The organism is Parabacteroides sp. TM07-1AC, from assembly GCF_003480915.1.
GTDB classification, from domain to species: Bacteria; Bacteroidota; Bacteroidia; order Bacteroidales; family Tannerellaceae; genus Parabacteroides; species Parabacteroides chongii.
In genome coordinates, this window is sequence record NZ_QUKD01000001.1 from 88,288 (window position 1) to 106,230 (window position 17,943).

The window sequence follows — 17,943 nt, forward strand, 5'->3', positions numbered from 1 at the left end:
ATCAGAACCACTTGATCTTCCTGAAAATAAAGAATGCCAGTGCCGACAAGGTGATGGAAAAGAGTACGATCACGACAAATCCGTGTGGCAATTCTTCTACATAGTTGATCACATTCATCCCGTAGAAGCTGGCTATCAGTGTCGGAACCATCAGGATGATCGATATGGAGGTCATGCGTTTCATGATGGTGTTCACATTGTTGGAGATGATGGAGGCGAAGGCATCCATCGTTCCGGTAAGGATATCGCTGTAGATGTTCACTGTGAGATGCGCCTGCTTCAACTCGGTTTCCACATCTTCCACCAGTTCGGCATCCATATACATCGGTTCCTGGAAAATACTTTGCAGCTTCGAGAGCATCACTTCATTTCCACGGATGGACGTATTGAAATAAACCATACTTTTCTCCAGCTTCATCAACCGCAGCAGGTCTTCGTTGCGGATACTTTTCTCCAACGCTTTTTCGGCACGTGCCACTTCGTTGTTGATCTGTTTCAGATATTTCAGGAACCAGACGGCAGACGAATGGATCAGTCGCAGGATCAGGTCGTATTTATGACGTACGACGAGCTCCTTACGACGGCTGTAACGAATGAAATCGGGCAATAACTCCGTCTTATGATAACAGACGGAGATAATGATCTCGTTATTCGTGATGATGCCGATCGGGACAGTTGTAAAAGGAATACCGCTTTCGGTGCTCTGTACCGGGATACGCAGGATTGTCAGCAACCAGTTCCCTTCATACTCGATACGCGGACGTTCGTCGGTATCTTCGATATCGCTCAGGAATGATTGGGGTACGTGAAATTGGTTTAAAAGGTATTGGATATCTTCGGGGGTAGGGCATTCTACATTTACCCAGCAGTCGGGAAGCCACTTGTCTTTTTCCACAAAGCCGGCTTCACAATAAAGAAACGATCTCATTATTGCCTCCTTTCGTTGTTGATACGAACAGAGGTAATAAGAAACCTCCGTCCGCTAATTTTTACTTGTTAATGTTTCTCGCGGAATACTGTCGTCCATAATTAGTTAATTACTTTTTACGGCTGCAAAGGTAGAAAAAAGGAATGAATACCAAATAAAAATCGTATTTTTGGCATTCGAAAATTACTAAAGAGAATGGCAGAAGGAACTAAAAATACCGGAAGAGGAAACTCCGGAAAGGGGAAACAAAAACCTGTTGTAGTGTCTGATATGGGACGTCTGCAGCCACAGGCTCGTGAGTTGGAAGAGGCCGTTTTAGGTGCCTTGATGCTTGAAAAAGATGCTTATTCGATCATCAGTGAGATCTTGAAGCCGGAATGCTTTTACGAAAAGTCGCACGAGATGATCTATGCGGCTATTGTGGATCTGGCAGCCAGCCAGCGGCCGGTCGACATGCTGACGGTGACGGAGCAGTTGAGGAAGCGCGGCGAACTGGACCAGGTAGGCGGACCGTTTTATATCTCGCAGCTGACCAGCAAGGTTGCCAGTAGTGCGCATATCGAATATCATGCCCGTATCATCGCCCAGAAATACCTGGCGAGAGAGTTGATCTCTTTCACTGCGATGATCCAGGGAAAGGCTTTTGACGAAACGATCGACGTGGAAGACCTGATGCAGGAAGCGGAAGGTAAACTGTTTGAGATATCCCAGCGGAATGTAAAGAAGGACGTAACCCAGATCAATCCCGTTATTAAGGATGCGATGGATTTGTTGCAGAAAGCGGCGAACCAGAAGGAGGGTCTGAGCGGTACGCGTACCGGTTTCGATGCGCTGGATAAGATTACTTCGGGATGGCAGAATTCCGACTTGATCATTATCGCTGCCCGTCCTGCGATGGGTAAGACGGCGTTCGTTCTTTCCATGGCGAAGAATATGGCGGTGAACCATAATGTGCCGGTTGCTTTGTTCTCGCTTGAAATGAGTAACGTCCAGTTGGTAAACCGTCTGATCGTAAACGTATGTGAGATCCCGGGCGAGAAGATCAAGAGCGGACGTTTGGAAAGTTATGAGTGGGAACAGCTGGACTTCAAGATCAAGGAGTTGTATGATGCACCTATCTATGTGGACGATACGCCGAGTCTTTCGGTGTTTGAGTTGCGTACCAAGGCACGCCGTCTGGTGCGTGAGCATGGGGTACGATGTATCATCATCGACTACCTTCAGTTGATGAATGCGAGTGGTATGAGTTTCGGTAGCCGTGAGCAGGAGGTAAGTACGATCTCCCGTTCATTGAAAGGGTTGGCGAAGGAGTTGAACATACCGATTATCGCACTGTCGCAGTTGAATCGTGGTGTGGAAAGCCGTCAGGGAGCCGAAGGAAAGCGTCCGCAGTTGGCCGACCTTCGTGAATCAGGAGCGATCGAACAGGATGCGGATATGGTTTGCTTTATCCACCGTCCGGAATATTATAAGATCACGGAAGATGAGCGTGGTAACTCGCTGGTCGGCCTGGCAGAGATCATTATCGCCAAGCATCGTAACGGTGCGACAGGTGATGTGCGTCTGCGGTTTAAAGGTGATTATGCGAAGTTTATGAATATAGATGAGGATGTTGCCGTGCGCGAGTTCTCATCGAATATGAACAGTGAGGATCCGTTACCTCCGATACCGCCTGCCGGTGCAGATTTCCTGAACCAGGGTAGCAGCAGCGAGGTTCCGTTCTGATCAGTCGAGGATAAGATCATGTGCGGCCTGTTCCCGGATTTGCGAAGGGGACAGGCTTTTTTATTCGCTTTATGTTCTCTTTTTGTTTGCTTTATGTTACCTTTGTGATTGTTGTATGATATAATATCAGGTTTATGAAACGTCCGGAAATAGTGAAAGCAATAAAGAAAGTATTAAAACAGGTGGCTCCCGATGCTACTGCAATTCTTTATGGCAGTGAAGCACGTGGCGACGCACGGCCTGATAGTGATATAGACTTCTTCCTTTTCCCAATTTCCCTATAATTTCCCCTTTCACAGAAAAAATAGAACAGACTTGCAGATGAATATGGACGGTATCAAAGCCGATGCTAATGATACAATGGATATCACGGTCCGTTTCAAAGTAAAAGATACACCCGAAGACGTAGCCCGCTTGATGGATGAATATAATAAATAGATTTAATAATCTTAAAAATCAAAGATCATGAATGAAGAAACAAAGAAACAGGAAAATCCCGAACAGGAGCCTGAACAAGGTAATTCTGCTGACAAGCCAGTAGTGGAGCAAGCGATTACAAATCTGATAAAAAAACCTCAGGTTCAATCTGTAGATGGTGGCAATGATACACCCGCACCAAATCCTGATCCCCAAAAGAATGTTGGTGATAGTGCGGCTGATAAATTCAAAGGATTACCTATGCGTGAATTAATCGGTGGCCCGTTGTTTGCCGCTGCCGAGGCACAGGAGAAGCTTGCTGCTATTGCATTAGATTATTACAATAAAATTGCATTCTATGGAGAGGGTGAAGAAGGAACAAAGGGAGATACACGTATCTTAAAGTTCAAACTAAATCGCCCTGTTGAACAAGACGGAGCAATTAAACCAATGGAGCAAACAGTGGAGGCTCCCTTTATCGGATTAGTACCTATTCCATCCTTGTTGATTGACCGTGTCGATATCGATTTCCAGATGGAAGTGACGGAGACAAATTCAGAAAAGTCTACCTCCTCTGCAGATGTATCCACCAATATTCAGCCAAATGGTTCTTCCCGTGAAAATACCCGTTCAACGAATCAGACTGCAAAGTATCAGGTGCATGTGTCAGCCAGCCAGCAACGTCAAACTGAAGGTTTATCGAAGCTGATGGATATTATGGCAAGTTGCATCGAGCCGATACCGGCATCAGCTAAGCCTGAGCCTGACCCTAAACCTGAGTCTTAAAGGTTTTGATAATTAATTGTTTAATCAGGAAGAGGACGGGATGTGAGCGTCCTTTTTTCTTTTTAAATTGAAAAACACATGATGGATAGTGTTGAAAAATTGGTGTTCTATGGGGAATAGAAAAAATCGTTCGATTTGCCTGTCTCTTCCTATACGCCCGGTTTGCTGGCTTCGCCGCTTCATTTTTGGATACCCGAATTTGTAACTTTTCTTGCGGGGAAGGAGCTGATTATGCAGGAGGCATTGTTCTCTACAGCGATTGATGGGGAACGTTGTGCGGAAAGACTAGGAGGTGTGCCTAAAAAACAAATAGTAAGCGAGTTTTTGTTTTGACACACCGCCTTCCTAAAATCAAGATCAACTATTTATTTGTTTTTCGATCTCATTCAGCAGATTAACCCTTTCCAGCGAGAATGTGGTATCATGTGTCTGTAGATATTCCAGCAATTCTTTTGCCCGGCGGAGTATATCCGGTTGGTTCTTCGGTTGCAGGTAGCTACTTTCGATCAAGGTTTTGATCGCTATTTCAAGACGTAGGATACCGCTCTTCTCTTCGCTGTCGAGGAAACGGAGGATATCGTCGGGAGCTGTTGTCATCAGGAAATCCTGATCTAGTTTCAGGTTCTCGAAAACGGTCTGTATCAGCTCCGGATTCTTTCCGGCAGCATTGTTATTTCGATTGAAGATTACCTGGGCAATCATCTTGCCCAGTTCTTCTATCTGTACCATGATTAAATCTCTTTTCAGCATATTGGATGAATTTTATTCTATTGTAACACTAATGATCCGTATATCTTTTTTGGGGCGGTCATATTGATCTTTCGGCTGGTTGGCAATAACATCCAACACATCGAAGCCTTCTGTCAGTTCACCGAAGATCGTATAAATACCGTCCAGGTGATGGCATCCGCCGACTGTCGTGTATGCTTTCCGTTCTTCTTCTGTAAAGATCAGGTGACCCGGTGTCGCCAAAATCATGGAATCAATTTGGGCATTCACTGCTGTTACTCGTTTGTTATATTCCCGTTTGTTGCTTTGTTTCAACATTTTCAGGTCTACGGCAATAGGACGGTAGTACTTATCCAGCGCCTTTTTCCGTATATCCTGGTTGGCGATCAGCTCCAGAGTATCCAGTTCCCCGTTGCGATATACTTTTCCCTGTACGATAAAGAATTGCGACATATCCGATTTCTTTTCCGGATTGACATCGTCATTTTGGCGCGGGGCAGCGAGAGCACCTCTCTTGTGGAAATATTTATCTTTCAGCTCCGGCATGATCTCCGCTGACGAATCGCCGAAACCACAACGTGCCCCGGCGGGAGCGTTTTTTGAATCGGGCGCTCCTCCCTGGATCATGAACTCTTTGATAACACGAGTAAAAAGTGTACCGTTGAACTCTCCCTGTTGGGCGCGGTTGATAAATGTACGTACATGGTTCGGTACATCGTCGTATAGCCGGGCCTTCATGGTCCCGACGTTCGTTTTGATAGTCACTGCTTTTTCTGAGCTTTGAGCGTTAAGACTTGCAGCTGCCAGTAAGAAAGCCAGTGTCAAGCTGTATAATCTTTTCATGAACATTTATTTTTTTCTCGGGTAAAGATAGTGTTTATGTTGTTAAACACAAACTTAATGGCTACCTTTGCGAACTTTATTTGATGGCGAAAAGATTTTTTAATATAATATTATGAATTGGATCAATGATTTGTTATGGGGAGAAGGCATTGGGCACTCCATCCTGCTGCTGTCGTTTGTTATTGCGGCGGGTATTCAGTTAGGAAAAATTAAAGTGTTTGGTGTATCGCTGGGGATTACACTGGTTCTGTTCGTGGGGATTATTCTCGGACACTTTGGTTTTACAATCAATCACAATGTGATTCACTTTTTCAAAGAATTCGGTTTGATACTGTTTGTCTACTCGGTGGGTATGCAGGTTGGTCCGGGATTCTTCTCTTCATTTAAAAAAGGAGGTGTTACATTGAATATGCTGGCTTGCGGAATTGTATTTCTGGGAGTTCTTACGGCTATTATTCTCCATTATGTTACGAATATCCCGATGTCGACGATGGTGGGGATTCTGTCGGGTGCAGTAACTAATACTCCTGGTCTGGGTGCGGCACAACAGGCTTATTCGGACATGCATGGAATTACAGACAATACGATTGCATTGGGATATGCTGTTGCTTATCCATTGGGTGTGATTGGTATTATTCTTTCCATCATTTTTGTTCGTTACGTCTTTCGTGTCAATTTCGATAAGGAAAACGAACAGTTGAATAACGAAGATACTTCGCATGCTAACGAGGCTAAGCCTGTTTCTTTGATTGTAAAGAACCCGGCAGTGTTTGGTAAAACAATCGGAGAGTTATCTGCTTTATTGGAACATCGTGATTTTGTTATATCTCGTATATGGCATGACAGTAACAAGCAAATAGAGATTGCTTCAGCCAATGTCCGTTTGCAAGAAAATGATAAGATATTCGTTATTACAACTGAACAGGATGCGGAAACGATTAAAACCTTTGTCGGCGAAGAGATCGATATGGAGCGTAAACAGTGGATTCGTATGGAAAGCCAGTTTATCAATCGCCGTATCCTGATCACAAAACCGGAGCTGAATGGTAAGCGTTTGGGGCAACTAAAATTACGTAAATTGTATGGAATCAATATTACCCGTATAACCCGTGCCGGTGTGGATTTGGTGGCAACTCCGACTTTGACGCTTCAGGTGGGCGACCGTGTGAATGTAGTGGGTACTGAAACTGCTGTAACCAATGTGGAAAAGGTGCTGGGTAACTCTATGAAGCGTCTGAACGAACCGAATTTGATCACTATTTTTGTCGGTATCGCTTTAGGTATTATCCTGGGAAGTATTCCTATCACTTTCCCTGGTATTCCTCAGCCGGTAAAACTTGGATTGGCAGGCGGTCCGCTGATCGTAGCTATCCTGATCAGTCGTTTCGGATATAAGTATAAGTTAATCACCTATACGACTCAAAGTGCCAACCTGATGTTGCGTGAGATCGGTATTACTTTATTCCTTGCTTGTGTCGGTATCAGTGCAGGAGACGGTTTTGTCGACACGATCGTAAATAATGGAGGTTTCGCCTGGATCGGTTATGGTTTTATTATTACTACTGTACCTTTGCTTATCATCGGTTGTATCGGTCGTTATTTCTGCAAAGTAAATTATTTCACGTTAATGGGTCTGATTGCCGGTAGTACGACCGACCCGCCTGCATTGGCTTATTCCAATGCAACGGCAGGAAATGATGCTCCTTCTGTGGGTTATGCAACAGTTTATCCGCTGACCATGTTTCTGCGTGTGTTGACTGCACAGTTGCTGATATTGTTCTTTGCGTAAATAAATAAATTCAATAAATATTCGCCATACTCACCAATGGTTCGTATAATTTCTCGATATCCTGTGCATCAATTTCTAGTGTGAGTTGGTCGCCAGGCAGGATCGTTTGGCCGGCAGGAGGGAAGTCCTTGCGGTCGCGGTGGATGTTGATGATGATACAGTTGTTTGGCAGGTGTAGTGTGTTTACTTGTTTCCCGTCGAAATAAGAACCTGCCATCACTTCAACATCGAGCTTTAGCCGTTTTTCCTCCTGGAAGATCGGCTTTTTGATCATCTCTTCGTAAAACATCACATTGAAAGGCTTTATTTCCAGAAGTTCCGTGAAATAGTAAGTTAATCCTCCGACAACGATCGAAGGGTAGAAAACTTCGAAATGACCGGTAATCTCTGTGATCAGAATAATGGCAGTGATAGGAGTACGCACTACGGCAACTAGAAAAGCAGCCATCCCGATCAGCATGACATAACTGATATTCTCCGGTGCTATAATGCCCTGTTGTACCAGTAACAAGGCACATATCTTTCCCAATAATCCGCCGGTAACCAATGTCGGGATAAAACTTCCTCCCGGGAGTCCCGATGAAAAAGAGTAGACGGTGAATACCATATGCAGCAACATCATTCCGGTAATCCATAAAATACTTTCTTTTCCGCCTAATGCCTGTTGCATCAGGAACTGTTCGCCGCCGCCGGTCAGGTCCGTCAGTGTCAATGAAATGGCATATGCCATGATCAGTAACCCCAGCAGCTTGATATATTCAGGTTGTTTTATGGCAGGATACAGCCTTTTCACATAAAGCATCAGCAATGAGTAGAACTTGCCGAAAACGGAGACGATAACAGCGAACAGGAGAAATAGCTTGAGTTGTACTTCGAATGAAAGATCCGGAGCGACCGCATTTATTTCGTGGTAAGGATTTATTGGAAATATCATATTGGCAATGCCTCCGGCAACAACCCCTGCCAGAATGGTCGTGATGGCTGTCTTGGGAGCATCGAAACGTTCGATCGACTCGATCACCAGGGTGGCAGCGGCTAATGGAGCGGCAAAAGCTGCCGCCAATCCGGCACCTGCCCCTGCTGCCAGCAATTGTTTCCGTTCACCGCTCAGGATATGTCCCCATTTGCCGACGAGGTCACCGATGTACGATCCCATCTGGACAGACGGTCCCTCACGTCCCATGGACAGACCGCTGCTCAATGTCAGTACTCCACCGGCAAACTTAGCCAGCAATTGTCGTAGAGAGTGCTTGTATACGATCCTGCCATTGATCGCCCCTCGTGTCTGTGAAATACCTCCGCCCGATATATAAGGCCAGCGTTTTACCAGCCAGGAAACGAAAATGAGTACGCCCCAGAAGATGAAAAATGCGATAACGTGAAGATACCAGGGAGGAGACGACTCGAAGAAGTCTTTCCGGTAGTTGTAGAAAAGCTGTAATAAATAGTGATAAGGAACTGCTACCAACCCGGTTAGCAACCCTACGATAAGGCTCACGAAATAGAGCCTGGCATCTACCAGTTTCAGCTTTAATATCCTCCAGTTTACCTTCATAAGCTCGATAAAAACAAGACTGAATCGGCTTTGGTTTAGAGAAAATAGTATCTTTGTGTATTGTTGAATTAAAATAGAATAGATTATTATGGATACCCCGAGATACAAAACGATTATCAGTGTATTAAACTCATCCTGTGAAGGTTTCGATGAATATGTGGAAATGAGCAAGCGGATCAGCCTGTTTATTGAAACAGACGGAGCAAGTGAATCCGGCGGGATGATGGATGAAAGTTATATAGGGCAGTTTGCTGTTCTTCAAGATAAGCTTTATAAACTGGCACTGGAAAAGAAAAAGAACGAATCGTGTTAAAAGTGTTATTATGAAAAAGAAATGGTTGTGTTTGATTTTTAGTTTAGGACTGGTGGTGCAAAGTGGGTTTGCACAGGAAAAAACGCTGAAGATGTGGTATGACGAACCTTCGGACGACTGGATGAAATCGTTGCCCATCGGCAACGGACGGTTGAGCGGAATGGTGTTCGGAGGCATAGAAAAAGATAATATAGCCTTCAACGAGATCACGCTCTGGTCCGGACAGCCCGATCCGGAACAGGAGAAACCTTTCGGAAAAGAGGCATGGAGAAATATACAGCAGATGTTTCTGGATGGTAAGTTGGAAGAAGGGAATGCCCTGGCTTCGGAAAAGCTGGTCGGCGTTCGCAATTCTTTTGGAACACATGTCCCTTTCGGTGATATAGAACTGACTTTCAAGCAAGGAAACGGAGCGGTAGAAAGTTATATCCGTTCGCTTGATCTTGCCAGGGGAGTTGCATCCGTAACCTATCAGCAGGGTGGTGTGACCTATACTCGTGAATACTTTTGCTCCAATCCGGCTAATGTTCTGGTGGTACGTCTTAGTGCATCAGAGAAAGGAAAACAGCATTTGGAAGTCGGTTTGAATCCGTTAAGGAAATCTGTTGTAACGACGGAAGGAGATGCCGTCTCTTTTTCCGGACAGGTAGATTTTCCAACCTTTGGTCCCGGCGGTGTAAACTTCTACGGGAAAGTGAAAGTCCTGGCAGAAGGAGGCACTATCAGACAGAATAAGGAAAGCCTGTCTGTGGAAAATGCCGATGAAGTAGTCCTTATAGCAGACCTTCGTACGGATTTTGTGCCGGGAGATATGAAGGAGATGGTTTTGTCTACAGTGGATGATGCCGGAAAGAAAGGAGTTGAAACATTAAAGCAGGAACATGAAGCGGATTTCGGTCGCCTGTTCAACCGTGTCGCTCTTTCTTTGGGTACAGCGAAGAATGATATTGCTACGGATGAGCGTCTGAAATTGCTGAAAGAAGGGAATAACGACCCGGATCTGATAGCTCTGTTTTGCCAGTACGGACGCTATCTGCTGATCTCTTCATCACGCGAAAATTCTCCGTTGCCTGCCAACCTTCAGGGAATATGGAACGATAACCTGGCATGCAATATGGAATGGAGTTGCGACTATCACCTGGATATTAATACACAGCAGAACTACTGGGCTGCCAATGTCGGCAATCTCAGCGAGTGTAATGTTCCTCTGTTCAATTATATAGGTACATTGGCCGAAGCCGGAGCAAAAACAGCAAAGACTGTTTATGGCTGTGACGGCTGGGTCGCTCATACGATGGCGAACGTATGGGGATTTACAGCTCCGGGCTGGGGAACAGGCTGGGGACTTCATCCTACGGGCGGTGCGTGGCTGGCATCTCATCTATGGGATTATTATCGTTTTACTAAAGACGAAGTGTTCCTGCTGAGAGCCTATCCGGTTCTGAAACAATCTGCTTTGTTCTTTCTTGACTATATGATAGAGGATCCGAATAGCGGTTATCTGGTTACCGGACCGTCTACTTCACCCGAAAATGCATTCCTTTGGAACGGCAAACAGTTGCCGCTTTCCATGATGCCGACTTGTGACAGGGTGATTGTTTATGAGATATTGAATGCCTGCCAGAGCGCTGCAGAGTTATTACAGGTAGATGAAGAATTAAGAGGTCGTGTGATCGATGCTCTCGACCGGTTACCTCCTTTTAAAATAGGGAAATACGGCCAGCTTCAGGAATGGCAGGAAGACTATGAAGAGGCTGTTCCTAACCACCGCCATACCAGCCATCTGCTGGCTTTGTATCCGTATGCACAGATAACACCGGAAGAAACACCCGAGTTAGCAAAAGCCGCTGCTGTGACTATCGAACGGCGCTTGAATGCAGCCGACTGGGAAGATGTGGAATGGAGCAGGGCGAATATGATTAATTTCTTTGCCCGTTTGAAAGATAGCCGGAAAGCCAGGGAAAGTGTGCTGGGGTTGATCAACGACCTGAGCCGTGAGAATATGCTGACGATCTCTCCGAAAGGCATAGCCGGTGCTCCGACGGATATATTTGTTTTTGACGGAAATGAAGCCGGTGCTGCCGGTATTATGGAGATGTTGCTTCAAAGCCATGAAGAATATGTGGAACTTCTCCCATGCTTGCCGGAAGAATGGAACACTGGCAGTTATAAAGGTTTGTGTGCCCGCGGAGGTTTTCAGGTAGATCTATCCTGGAATGACGGAGCCGTAAAACATGCACAGGTTACAGCTACAAACGATAACACCTTAAAGTTGAAGTTACCCGAACGGACCGGACGTGAGAAATATTATAAAAACAAGAAAATGTTCGATCCGATCCTTCTCCCTTATGGCATCGTCAGAGTAGATTTGCAAAAGGGAGATATCTTTGAAGTCGCTTATAATTGATTGAAGTCTGATGCCGGGTTAATCCAGCATCAGACTCATATAGGCTTCCCGGTTCGGGTATCCCATAACGATCCGGGTAAATGTTTGAATATCCATATCCTTCAGGTTTTGTTCCGTAAAAGGACTCTCCTTATGCGTAGACAGCCAGTGGTGTCTTAACCGTTCGGTGTCGATAACGCGTGCCATGCCGAAGGGACGTGTAGCCGGTACGACCGGAGGTGTTTTGTAAGTCGCCCGGTTCACATTGTTCTGTAAGGTTGCTTCTTGCAGTAAAAGGTTTGCCACCCGGTCGTCATCGTAGAAGAACTCTTTTACATATACCTGCTTTTTCTCTTTCGGAAGCGTAGCGTCCGGCGGGAGAACGAAAGCCATGCCGATCGGCTGGTCTTTTTCATTCAAAGCGGTAAGCATTTGTCCTCCGTCCAGTTGCAAATCGCGCAGGATCGTAATGAAATCGTCCTGGGTATGCAGGACACAGCATTTTCTTTCACGGATTTTCCGGTTGAAGTAATCATATAATTTATTGATGGAAGGGACTTTTGGCGGAACGACTGTGATCTGCGGTGCATAGACCGGTGTCTCCGGACGTATGTAAAGCTCTTCGGAGCAATCGAACGCTTCCGTATATCCTTGTTCCCTGTAATAGTCGAACAACCAGGGATCAGCGGGGATCAGGGCGGTTACGGCAACCGACCGGTATTTCATTTCTTCAAATGCATTCTGCAAAAGTTCCCGCATAAGACCTTTACCCCGCATGGATGGGAGGGTGCAAGCTCCGGAAATATAAGCCACGGATATCTCTGTACCGTAATAGGTCATTGTGTAAGGCAGCATCTGCAAGGCAGATACCACCTGTCCGTTCTTTTCGATGACCAGTGTGTTTTCTTCTTTGTACACCCGGTCGAAATAAAGGCGAATAAACTCTTCCGAATCATTGAACGAGAGACGCCATAGATCGATTATTTGCTGCTTGTTCATCTTGTTTATTGTTTTGCGTTTTCTTAATCGCGGCACTCTTCTCTAATAGTATGACCGGGTTGTAAGAAAGTTTTGCTTGCCGCAACCCCGGGATACCGAGATCCTCTTCGCGGTTCACGTAGATGAATTTTTCCGGCAGGCGTGAAGCGAATTCCTGGTTGATAACAGTGTAAGCCCCCTCATAGTTCACATCCGCTTTTTCTACATGTACTCCGAACGTGTCATGGTTGATCGGTGCTCCGAAGGTGAAGGCGATCACTTTCCCGTCTACCAGCAGTGCACCTCCGAGTAAGCCCAGTTCGTCGAAGTGGTTGAGTGCGTACGTCATGGAAATACGTTCGTAGTTCAAGTCTTCGGCATCGTCTTCCGTCTTGTTTGCCTTGTACCAGGTACATTCCAGTTTCAGGCACTGCGTGATCAGATCGGGAGTGATAGGAGCATATTCGTATTCATATCTTTTTTTGAAATTATTAATATGGTTGCGCTTCGACTGATACTTTTTGCCTTTCAGCAAAGACAGGTCTTCACGCAGGTAGATATAGTCGAAATAATCGCGTTCGGGGATATAGAAGAATCCGCCGGGCAGCGCCTGTTCCAGCATATCTTTGGCATCCGGTGTGACACCCAACATGCAAAGCGGGTGCCCATGTGCCAGGGAGTCCGTTTCGAGTAACTCCAATGCATGTTTCAGGTCACCCCTTCCGGCAGGTGTCATGTAAACGAGACGGCTTTTATCTTCTATCCAAAAACGGATCAGCAAAAAATCATCGACAACGGCAAATTCGGTTTCATACAGAAAACGCCAGCTGCAAATGTTGGCAAACGAGTAATCGCAATTGCGATAGTTATGAGGATAAATGAATGATGTGATAAGCTCTTTATCCTCTATTTTAATTGGTTTAAAAGGAATCTTCATACTTTTCTTTTTGTCGTACAAATATAAAACTAATAAGTGTCCGCTAATGTTTAAAACGGAAATATTAAAGGCAGTACAAAGATCATAATAATTCCCATAATAATCTGCAGGGGTAACCCGACTTTCACATAATCCATAAACGTATACTTACCAGCCGACATCACAAGCGCATTGGGCGGTGTGGAGAATGGCGAGGCAAAACACATACTGGCTCCGACCGTTACAGCAAGCAGGAACGGATAAGGACTTACGCCTAAAGAAAGGGCTGACTGTAAAGCGATAGGTGCTACCAGTACGGCTGTTGCCGTATTACTGATGAACATCGTCAGTAGTGAAGTCGTGAAATAGATACCCGCCATCAGGACAAGCGGTCCGTAATTACCCAGGCCCCCAACCAGCTTTTCAGAGATCAGCGACGAGGCTCCTGTCTTTTCCAGTGCCAGCGACATCGGTAGCATGGCGGCGATCAGGACGATACTTTCCCAGTTGATCGTCTTATACGCATCTTCCACGTTCCGGAAACATCCGGTCAGTACCATTAATATGGCAGCTATCAATACGGCAGCGACAGGTGGGATAGGTATAAAGTCGAAAACCATGGCTGCGATCATCAGGATCATGATACCGGCAGCAACGGGCGCTTTGTAGTCGAGTGTGACTTTAGATGCCTCTTCGACAGGTTGTCCCAATACTACCCATTGCGATTGTTTCTTGCTCATACGGGCAATATCATCCCAGTTCCCTTGAATAAGCAGAAGATCTCCCGCGTGCATCTTTACATCTTTTACGTCGGACAGGATATACTCGTTACCCCGTTCTATTCCCAGGATATTGACGGAATATTTATCGCGGAAACCGGAATCTTTGACAGCCCTGTTGATCAGCTTGGAATCGGGCAACAATAAAACTTCTGCGATGCCGATTTCACGGATGCTCAGTTTTTCATTATCGCCGGTAAATTCGGAAACCTTGGATTCGGTCAGGTCCAGATGATTTTCTTCTACGAACTTATTAATATTATCGAAGCTGCCGAATACATATAATATATCTTCTTCCTGTATTTCGGTATTAGGACCTGCCAGCTTTTGGTCGACTGTTTTCATGAAACGGCTCTGTGAGGAAGATTTACGTCTGATCTCCAGAATCGTCAGATTGTATAGGCTGGTGATGTTCAGTTCCTGTAGTTTCTTGTTCCGTATTCGTGAATCTTTATGGACACGTACACGGTACAGATTATCGGAAAGGCTATACTTGTTTGCCAGTTCCTGCGGTGAACGTCCGGTAGACGCATCGTTCTTTTTAGTATCTTCTTTTTTGGAAAGGAACCATTTGCTGAGCGGGATCAGGATAATGATACCGACAGTTATACAGACAATACCGATCGGAGTGAATGAAAAGAAGGACAGGTCATTATAACCTGCATTGGAAAGTGCTTCCTGCACAACAAGGTTGGGAGGAGTACCGATCAGAGTCGCCATACCTCCCATACTGCTTGCAAATGCCAGCGGCATAAGGAAACGGCTCGGGCTGATATTGGCATTTACAGCCATGCTGACAACGATAGGGAGCATCAGGGCTACGGTCCCTGTGTTGCTGACGAAAGCCCCGATAAAGGCTGTCACCAACATGATCAGAATGAAAAGTTTGATCTCGCTGGTACCTGCCAGCTGCAATATTTTACTGCCGATCATTTTTGCCAGGCCGGTCTTGAAGATCGCACCGCCTACCACAAACAACCCAACCATCATGATAACGACGGAATTGGAGAAACCGGAAAGGGCTTCTTCGGGAGTCAGGATGTTGAACACCATTAAAAGGACCAGGGCACATAGTGCAACAAGGTCAGAACGTATTTTCCCATTAACAAAAAAGACTGCCGACAAGGCTAGAATAATAAGAGTTGTTATCATAAAATGTTTTTAAGATGGTTTTTACTAAAGATAAAATCCCACTGTAATATAAACCGGAAAGTTCGTTTATATGTTTACCCCAATACTTATTTTAGTACAAAAATAGTAGAAACAATGGAATGACAGAGAAAATACATAAATAATTGCATGGCAATGATGAAAATACTATCTTCGCAGGATTGTTAACAACGACTGATGTGAAGAAATGAAGAAGTGTTTTTATCTTATTGTGGCCTTATTGTGTTTTAGTCTGTCTGTTTCCGCTGCTCCGATATCCCGTATCAAGGGGAAAATTGTGGATGCCGGAACAAATCAGCCATTAGATTTTGCGGATGTGCTCCTGTTTAAAAAAGGAGAGAGTAATCCTGTGTTCCATGCTTTGCCTGACAGGGACGGAAGTTTTGGTATTACAGATGTGCAGAACGGAGAATATAGCCTGATGATCCGGCTGGTAGGGTATGATCTGTTTACCCGTCCGGAGATCGTGCTGGCATCATCGTCTGCCATAGTCGACCTGGGAACGATTGCCATGAAACCGCTGGAAGTCGGTCTGGCGGAGGTAGAGGTCGTAGCGCAGAAAAAGCAGGTGATATATAAGCTCGACAAGAAAGTGATCGAAGCCTCTTCGAATATGCTGGCGAGTGGAGGAACGGCTGTCGATATTCTGGAAAATACACCTTCTATCCGTGTGGATGCGGAGGGGGAGGTCTCTTTCCGTGGGAGTACAGGCTTTGCTGTTTATGTGGACGGTAAGCCGAGTGTTTTCAGCGGGACCCAGGCTTTGGAACAGATCCCTTCCGGACATATTGAAAATATAGAAATCATTACTACCCCGTCGGCACGTCATGATACGGGGGGCGATGTCGGGATTATTAATATCATCACTAAGAAACATGCACAGCACGGATTCAGCGGAATGGTGAACCTTACAGGAAGTACTTTCCTGTCACGTGGAGTCGATTTCCTGCTTACCCAACAGAACAAATCTTCCCGCTGGTATTTTGGCGGAGGCTGGACCGACCGTTTGCGGAAAAGTGATTTTGATCAGGAAAAGACAACGATCGTGGCCGATACGGCAACAACCTCCCATTCGAAGGGACCCCGTGAGAGTAATAATTTCAACTATTCCTTAAAAGCGGGTTGGATGTATACTTTGCCCCATACCACATTCAATGCCGATCTGGAAGGTGGTTACGGCGGTCGTACCCGTACCGGGGATTTGGACTATACGGAAGAACGTATGGTCGATAAGAAGCCTTTTGAAAAAGGAGATTATTACAGTCGTGACGATTACGACCTGCATGAAACTTATTTTCAGGGGAGTGTGGGTTTTGACCATCAATTCAATGATAACGGCCATCAGCTTACAGGAAGTTTTTATCTGAAATATGGTGGAAATGCAATGGAATATTTCCAAAGCGACCTTTTCAACAAGAATAATGAACGCGAACAGGGACACCGTGCCTGGGAGGACGAACATCGCTGGACGGTGCGTGGAAATCTGGATTATATGTATCCTTATAGTAAAACCGGACACATCGAGGCTGGCTATCAGTATTTTTCCTATCTGGAGGACGGCGATTACAGCATGCAGTTCTGGAGCCCCGAGAAACAAGAATTTTACTGGAGGGATGATATCTACAATACTTTTTATTTCCAGCACGGCATCAATTCGATCTATGCTATTGTCGGCGACAGCTATAAGTCGTTCGATTTCCAGGCTGGTGTAAGAGGGGAACATACACATCGTGTTCTACGCAGTTCGATTCCCGGAAAGAACCGTGAATATAATAAATTCGAGTTTTTCCCTTCGGTTCATCTGGGATATACTTTCCCGAAAGATCATAAATTGATGGCATCCTATTCACGTCGTATCACACGTCCGGAGCTTTTCTTTATGGAACCTTATATTACGTATCGTGACTATTATTCTGCCGAGATCGGTAACCCAGATATCCGTTCGGAATATATCAATTCTTTTGAGCTTAACTATAAGAAGAATATCGGCGACCATACGGTTTCCGCCACAGTCTTTCACCGTAGTCGGAAAGATAAGATAGAACGGTTACGTGTTCCTTATCAGGCAGGTGTGACATTGGATTCTATGGCAAATGTGGGGCATGATTATTCTACAGGACTGGAGTTGAGCGGTCAGGTTCAGCTGACCCGTTGGTGGAATGTGAATCTGAACGGTAGCCTATATCATTATAAGGTAAAGAATCAGTACAAACAGGATGGAACGAATGAGAAAAGTACCAATTACGATATTATCTGGAATAACGCTTTCGATCTGGGTAAATCGACCCGTATCCAGTTGGATGGGAATTTTGTCGGACCGTCGGTTACTACACAGGGGCGAACAGATGCTTTCTGGTATGTGAATCTGGCTGTCCGCCAACAATTGATGAATCGTAAACTGTCGGCTACGCTTGCTTTCCGTGACGTCTTCAATTCTGCGCGTTACGTAAGCAAGATTACTACTTCCGACTTACAATCCATTACCCGTATCCGTCCGAATTATCCGCTTATTACGTTGACATTGAGTTATACATTCAATAACTTCAAAGCGAAGACTGCCCAGCGGAAAGAAGATCACGATCTGTTTGAAGGGACGAATCATTAATACAAGCCTACTTTCTTCCCTCTT

Annotated in this window: 13 protein-coding genes and 2 pseudogenes; 8 read left to right on the forward strand and 7 right to left on the reverse strand. The window is 45.3% G+C overall.

The window, feature by feature from the left end; genetic code table 11:
- Window position 1: 1 nt before the first annotated feature.
- Window positions 2-928 carry a magnesium transporter CorA family protein gene (locus DXD68_RS00410; RefSeq protein ID WP_122359799.1) on the reverse strand — a complete coding sequence of 309 codons (927 nt, stop codon included), beginning with the start codon at window positions 926-928 and terminating at the stop codon, window positions 2-4.
- Window positions 929-1,123: 195 nt separating this feature from the next.
- Between DXD68_RS00410 and dnaB the strand changes: the two genes are divergently transcribed.
- The 4 genes and pseudogenes from dnaB to DXD68_RS24370 all read left to right on the forward strand — a co-directional run.
- On the forward strand, window positions 1,124-2,653 hold the full coding sequence (dnaB, locus tag DXD68_RS00415) for a replicative DNA helicase (protein WP_075557304.1): 1,530 nt from the start codon (window positions 1,124-1,126) through the stop codon (window positions 2,651-2,653).
- A gap of 134 nt (window positions 2,654-2,787) precedes the next feature.
- A pseudogene (locus tag DXD68_RS00420) lies at window positions 2,788-2,919 on the forward strand (nucleotidyltransferase domain-containing protein); the annotation flags it as partial.
- 199 nt (window positions 2,920-3,118) lie between these two features.
- Window positions 3,119-3,856 (forward strand): DUF2589 domain-containing protein, encoded by a 738-nt coding sequence (locus DXD68_RS00425; RefSeq protein ID WP_122359801.1) that lies wholly within the window; start codon window positions 3,119-3,121, stop codon window positions 3,854-3,856.
- A gap of 120 nt (window positions 3,857-3,976) precedes the next feature.
- Window positions 3,977-4,189: pseudogene (locus tag DXD68_RS24370) on the forward strand (hypothetical protein); the annotation flags it as partial.
- 24 nt (window positions 4,190-4,213) lie between these two features.
- Here DXD68_RS24370 and DXD68_RS00435 read toward each other — a convergent pair.
- Both DXD68_RS00435 and DXD68_RS00440 read right to left on the reverse strand, forming a co-directional pair.
- Window positions 4,214-4,606: a hypothetical protein gene (locus DXD68_RS00435; RefSeq protein ID WP_122359802.1), complete on the reverse strand. Its 393-nt coding sequence runs from the start codon at window positions 4,604-4,606 to the stop codon at window positions 4,214-4,216.
- A gap of 12 nt (window positions 4,607-4,618) precedes the next feature.
- Complete coding sequence (locus DXD68_RS00440) at window positions 4,619-5,428, reverse strand: peptidylprolyl isomerase (RefSeq protein ID WP_122360475.1); 810 nt, start codon at window positions 5,426-5,428, stop codon at window positions 4,619-4,621.
- Between the two features lie 112 nt (window positions 5,429-5,540).
- Between DXD68_RS00440 and DXD68_RS00445 the strand changes: the two genes are divergently transcribed.
- Window positions 5,541-7,217 carry a putative transporter gene (locus DXD68_RS00445; RefSeq protein ID WP_122359803.1) on the forward strand — a complete coding sequence of 559 codons (1,677 nt, stop codon included), beginning with the start codon at window positions 5,541-5,543 and terminating at the stop codon, window positions 7,215-7,217.
- Window positions 7,218-7,227: 10 nt separating this feature from the next.
- Here the strand turns inward: DXD68_RS00445 and DXD68_RS00450 are convergent, their stop codons facing one another.
- Window positions 7,228-8,772, reverse strand: coding sequence for a ClC family H(+)/Cl(-) exchange transporter (locus DXD68_RS00450; protein WP_122359804.1), 1,545 nt, complete (start codon window positions 8,770-8,772; stop codon window positions 7,228-7,230).
- Window positions 8,773-8,860: 88 nt separating this feature from the next.
- Here DXD68_RS00450 and DXD68_RS00455 point away from each other — a divergent pair, with 88 nt between their 5' ends.
- Together DXD68_RS00455 and DXD68_RS00460 are read left to right on the forward strand one after the other, a co-directional pair.
- Complete coding sequence (locus DXD68_RS00455; protein ID WP_122359805.1) at window positions 8,861-9,085, forward strand: hypothetical protein; 225 nt, start codon at window positions 8,861-8,863, stop codon at window positions 9,083-9,085.
- Between the two features lie 10 nt (window positions 9,086-9,095).
- Window positions 9,096-11,492: a glycosyl hydrolase family 95 catalytic domain-containing protein gene (locus DXD68_RS00460; protein ID WP_122359806.1), complete on the forward strand. Its 2,397-nt coding sequence runs from the start codon at window positions 9,096-9,098 to the stop codon at window positions 11,490-11,492.
- Between the two features lie 18 nt (window positions 11,493-11,510).
- On the opposite strand, the gene DXD68_RS00465 is transcribed toward DXD68_RS00460, so the two are convergent.
- The 3 genes from DXD68_RS00465 to DXD68_RS00475 are packed head-to-tail and all read right to left on the reverse strand — an operon-like array spanning window position 11,511 to window position 15,296.
- Complete coding sequence (locus tag DXD68_RS00465) at window positions 11,511-12,470, reverse strand: GNAT family N-acetyltransferase (RefSeq protein WP_122359807.1); 960 nt, start codon at window positions 12,468-12,470, stop codon at window positions 11,511-11,513.
- Window positions 12,424-13,386, reverse strand: coding sequence for a DUF2156 domain-containing protein (locus DXD68_RS00470; RefSeq protein WP_122359808.1), 963 nt, complete (start codon window positions 13,384-13,386; stop codon window positions 12,424-12,426). Before DXD68_RS00470 ends, DXD68_RS00465 begins: the two co-directional genes overlap by 47 nt.
- 50 nt (window positions 13,387-13,436) lie before the next feature.
- Window positions 13,437-15,296, reverse strand: a complete 1,860-nt coding sequence (locus DXD68_RS00475; RefSeq protein WP_122359809.1) for an SLC13 family permease — start codon at window positions 15,294-15,296, stop codon at window positions 13,437-13,439.
- A gap of 205 nt (window positions 15,297-15,501) precedes the next feature.
- On the opposite strand from DXD68_RS00475, the gene DXD68_RS00480 reads away from it, so the two are divergent.
- Window positions 15,502-17,919, forward strand: a complete 2,418-nt coding sequence (locus tag DXD68_RS00480) for an outer membrane beta-barrel family protein (protein ID WP_122359810.1) — start codon at window positions 15,502-15,504, stop codon at window positions 17,917-17,919.
- Window positions 17,920-17,943 lie beyond the last annotated feature (24 nt).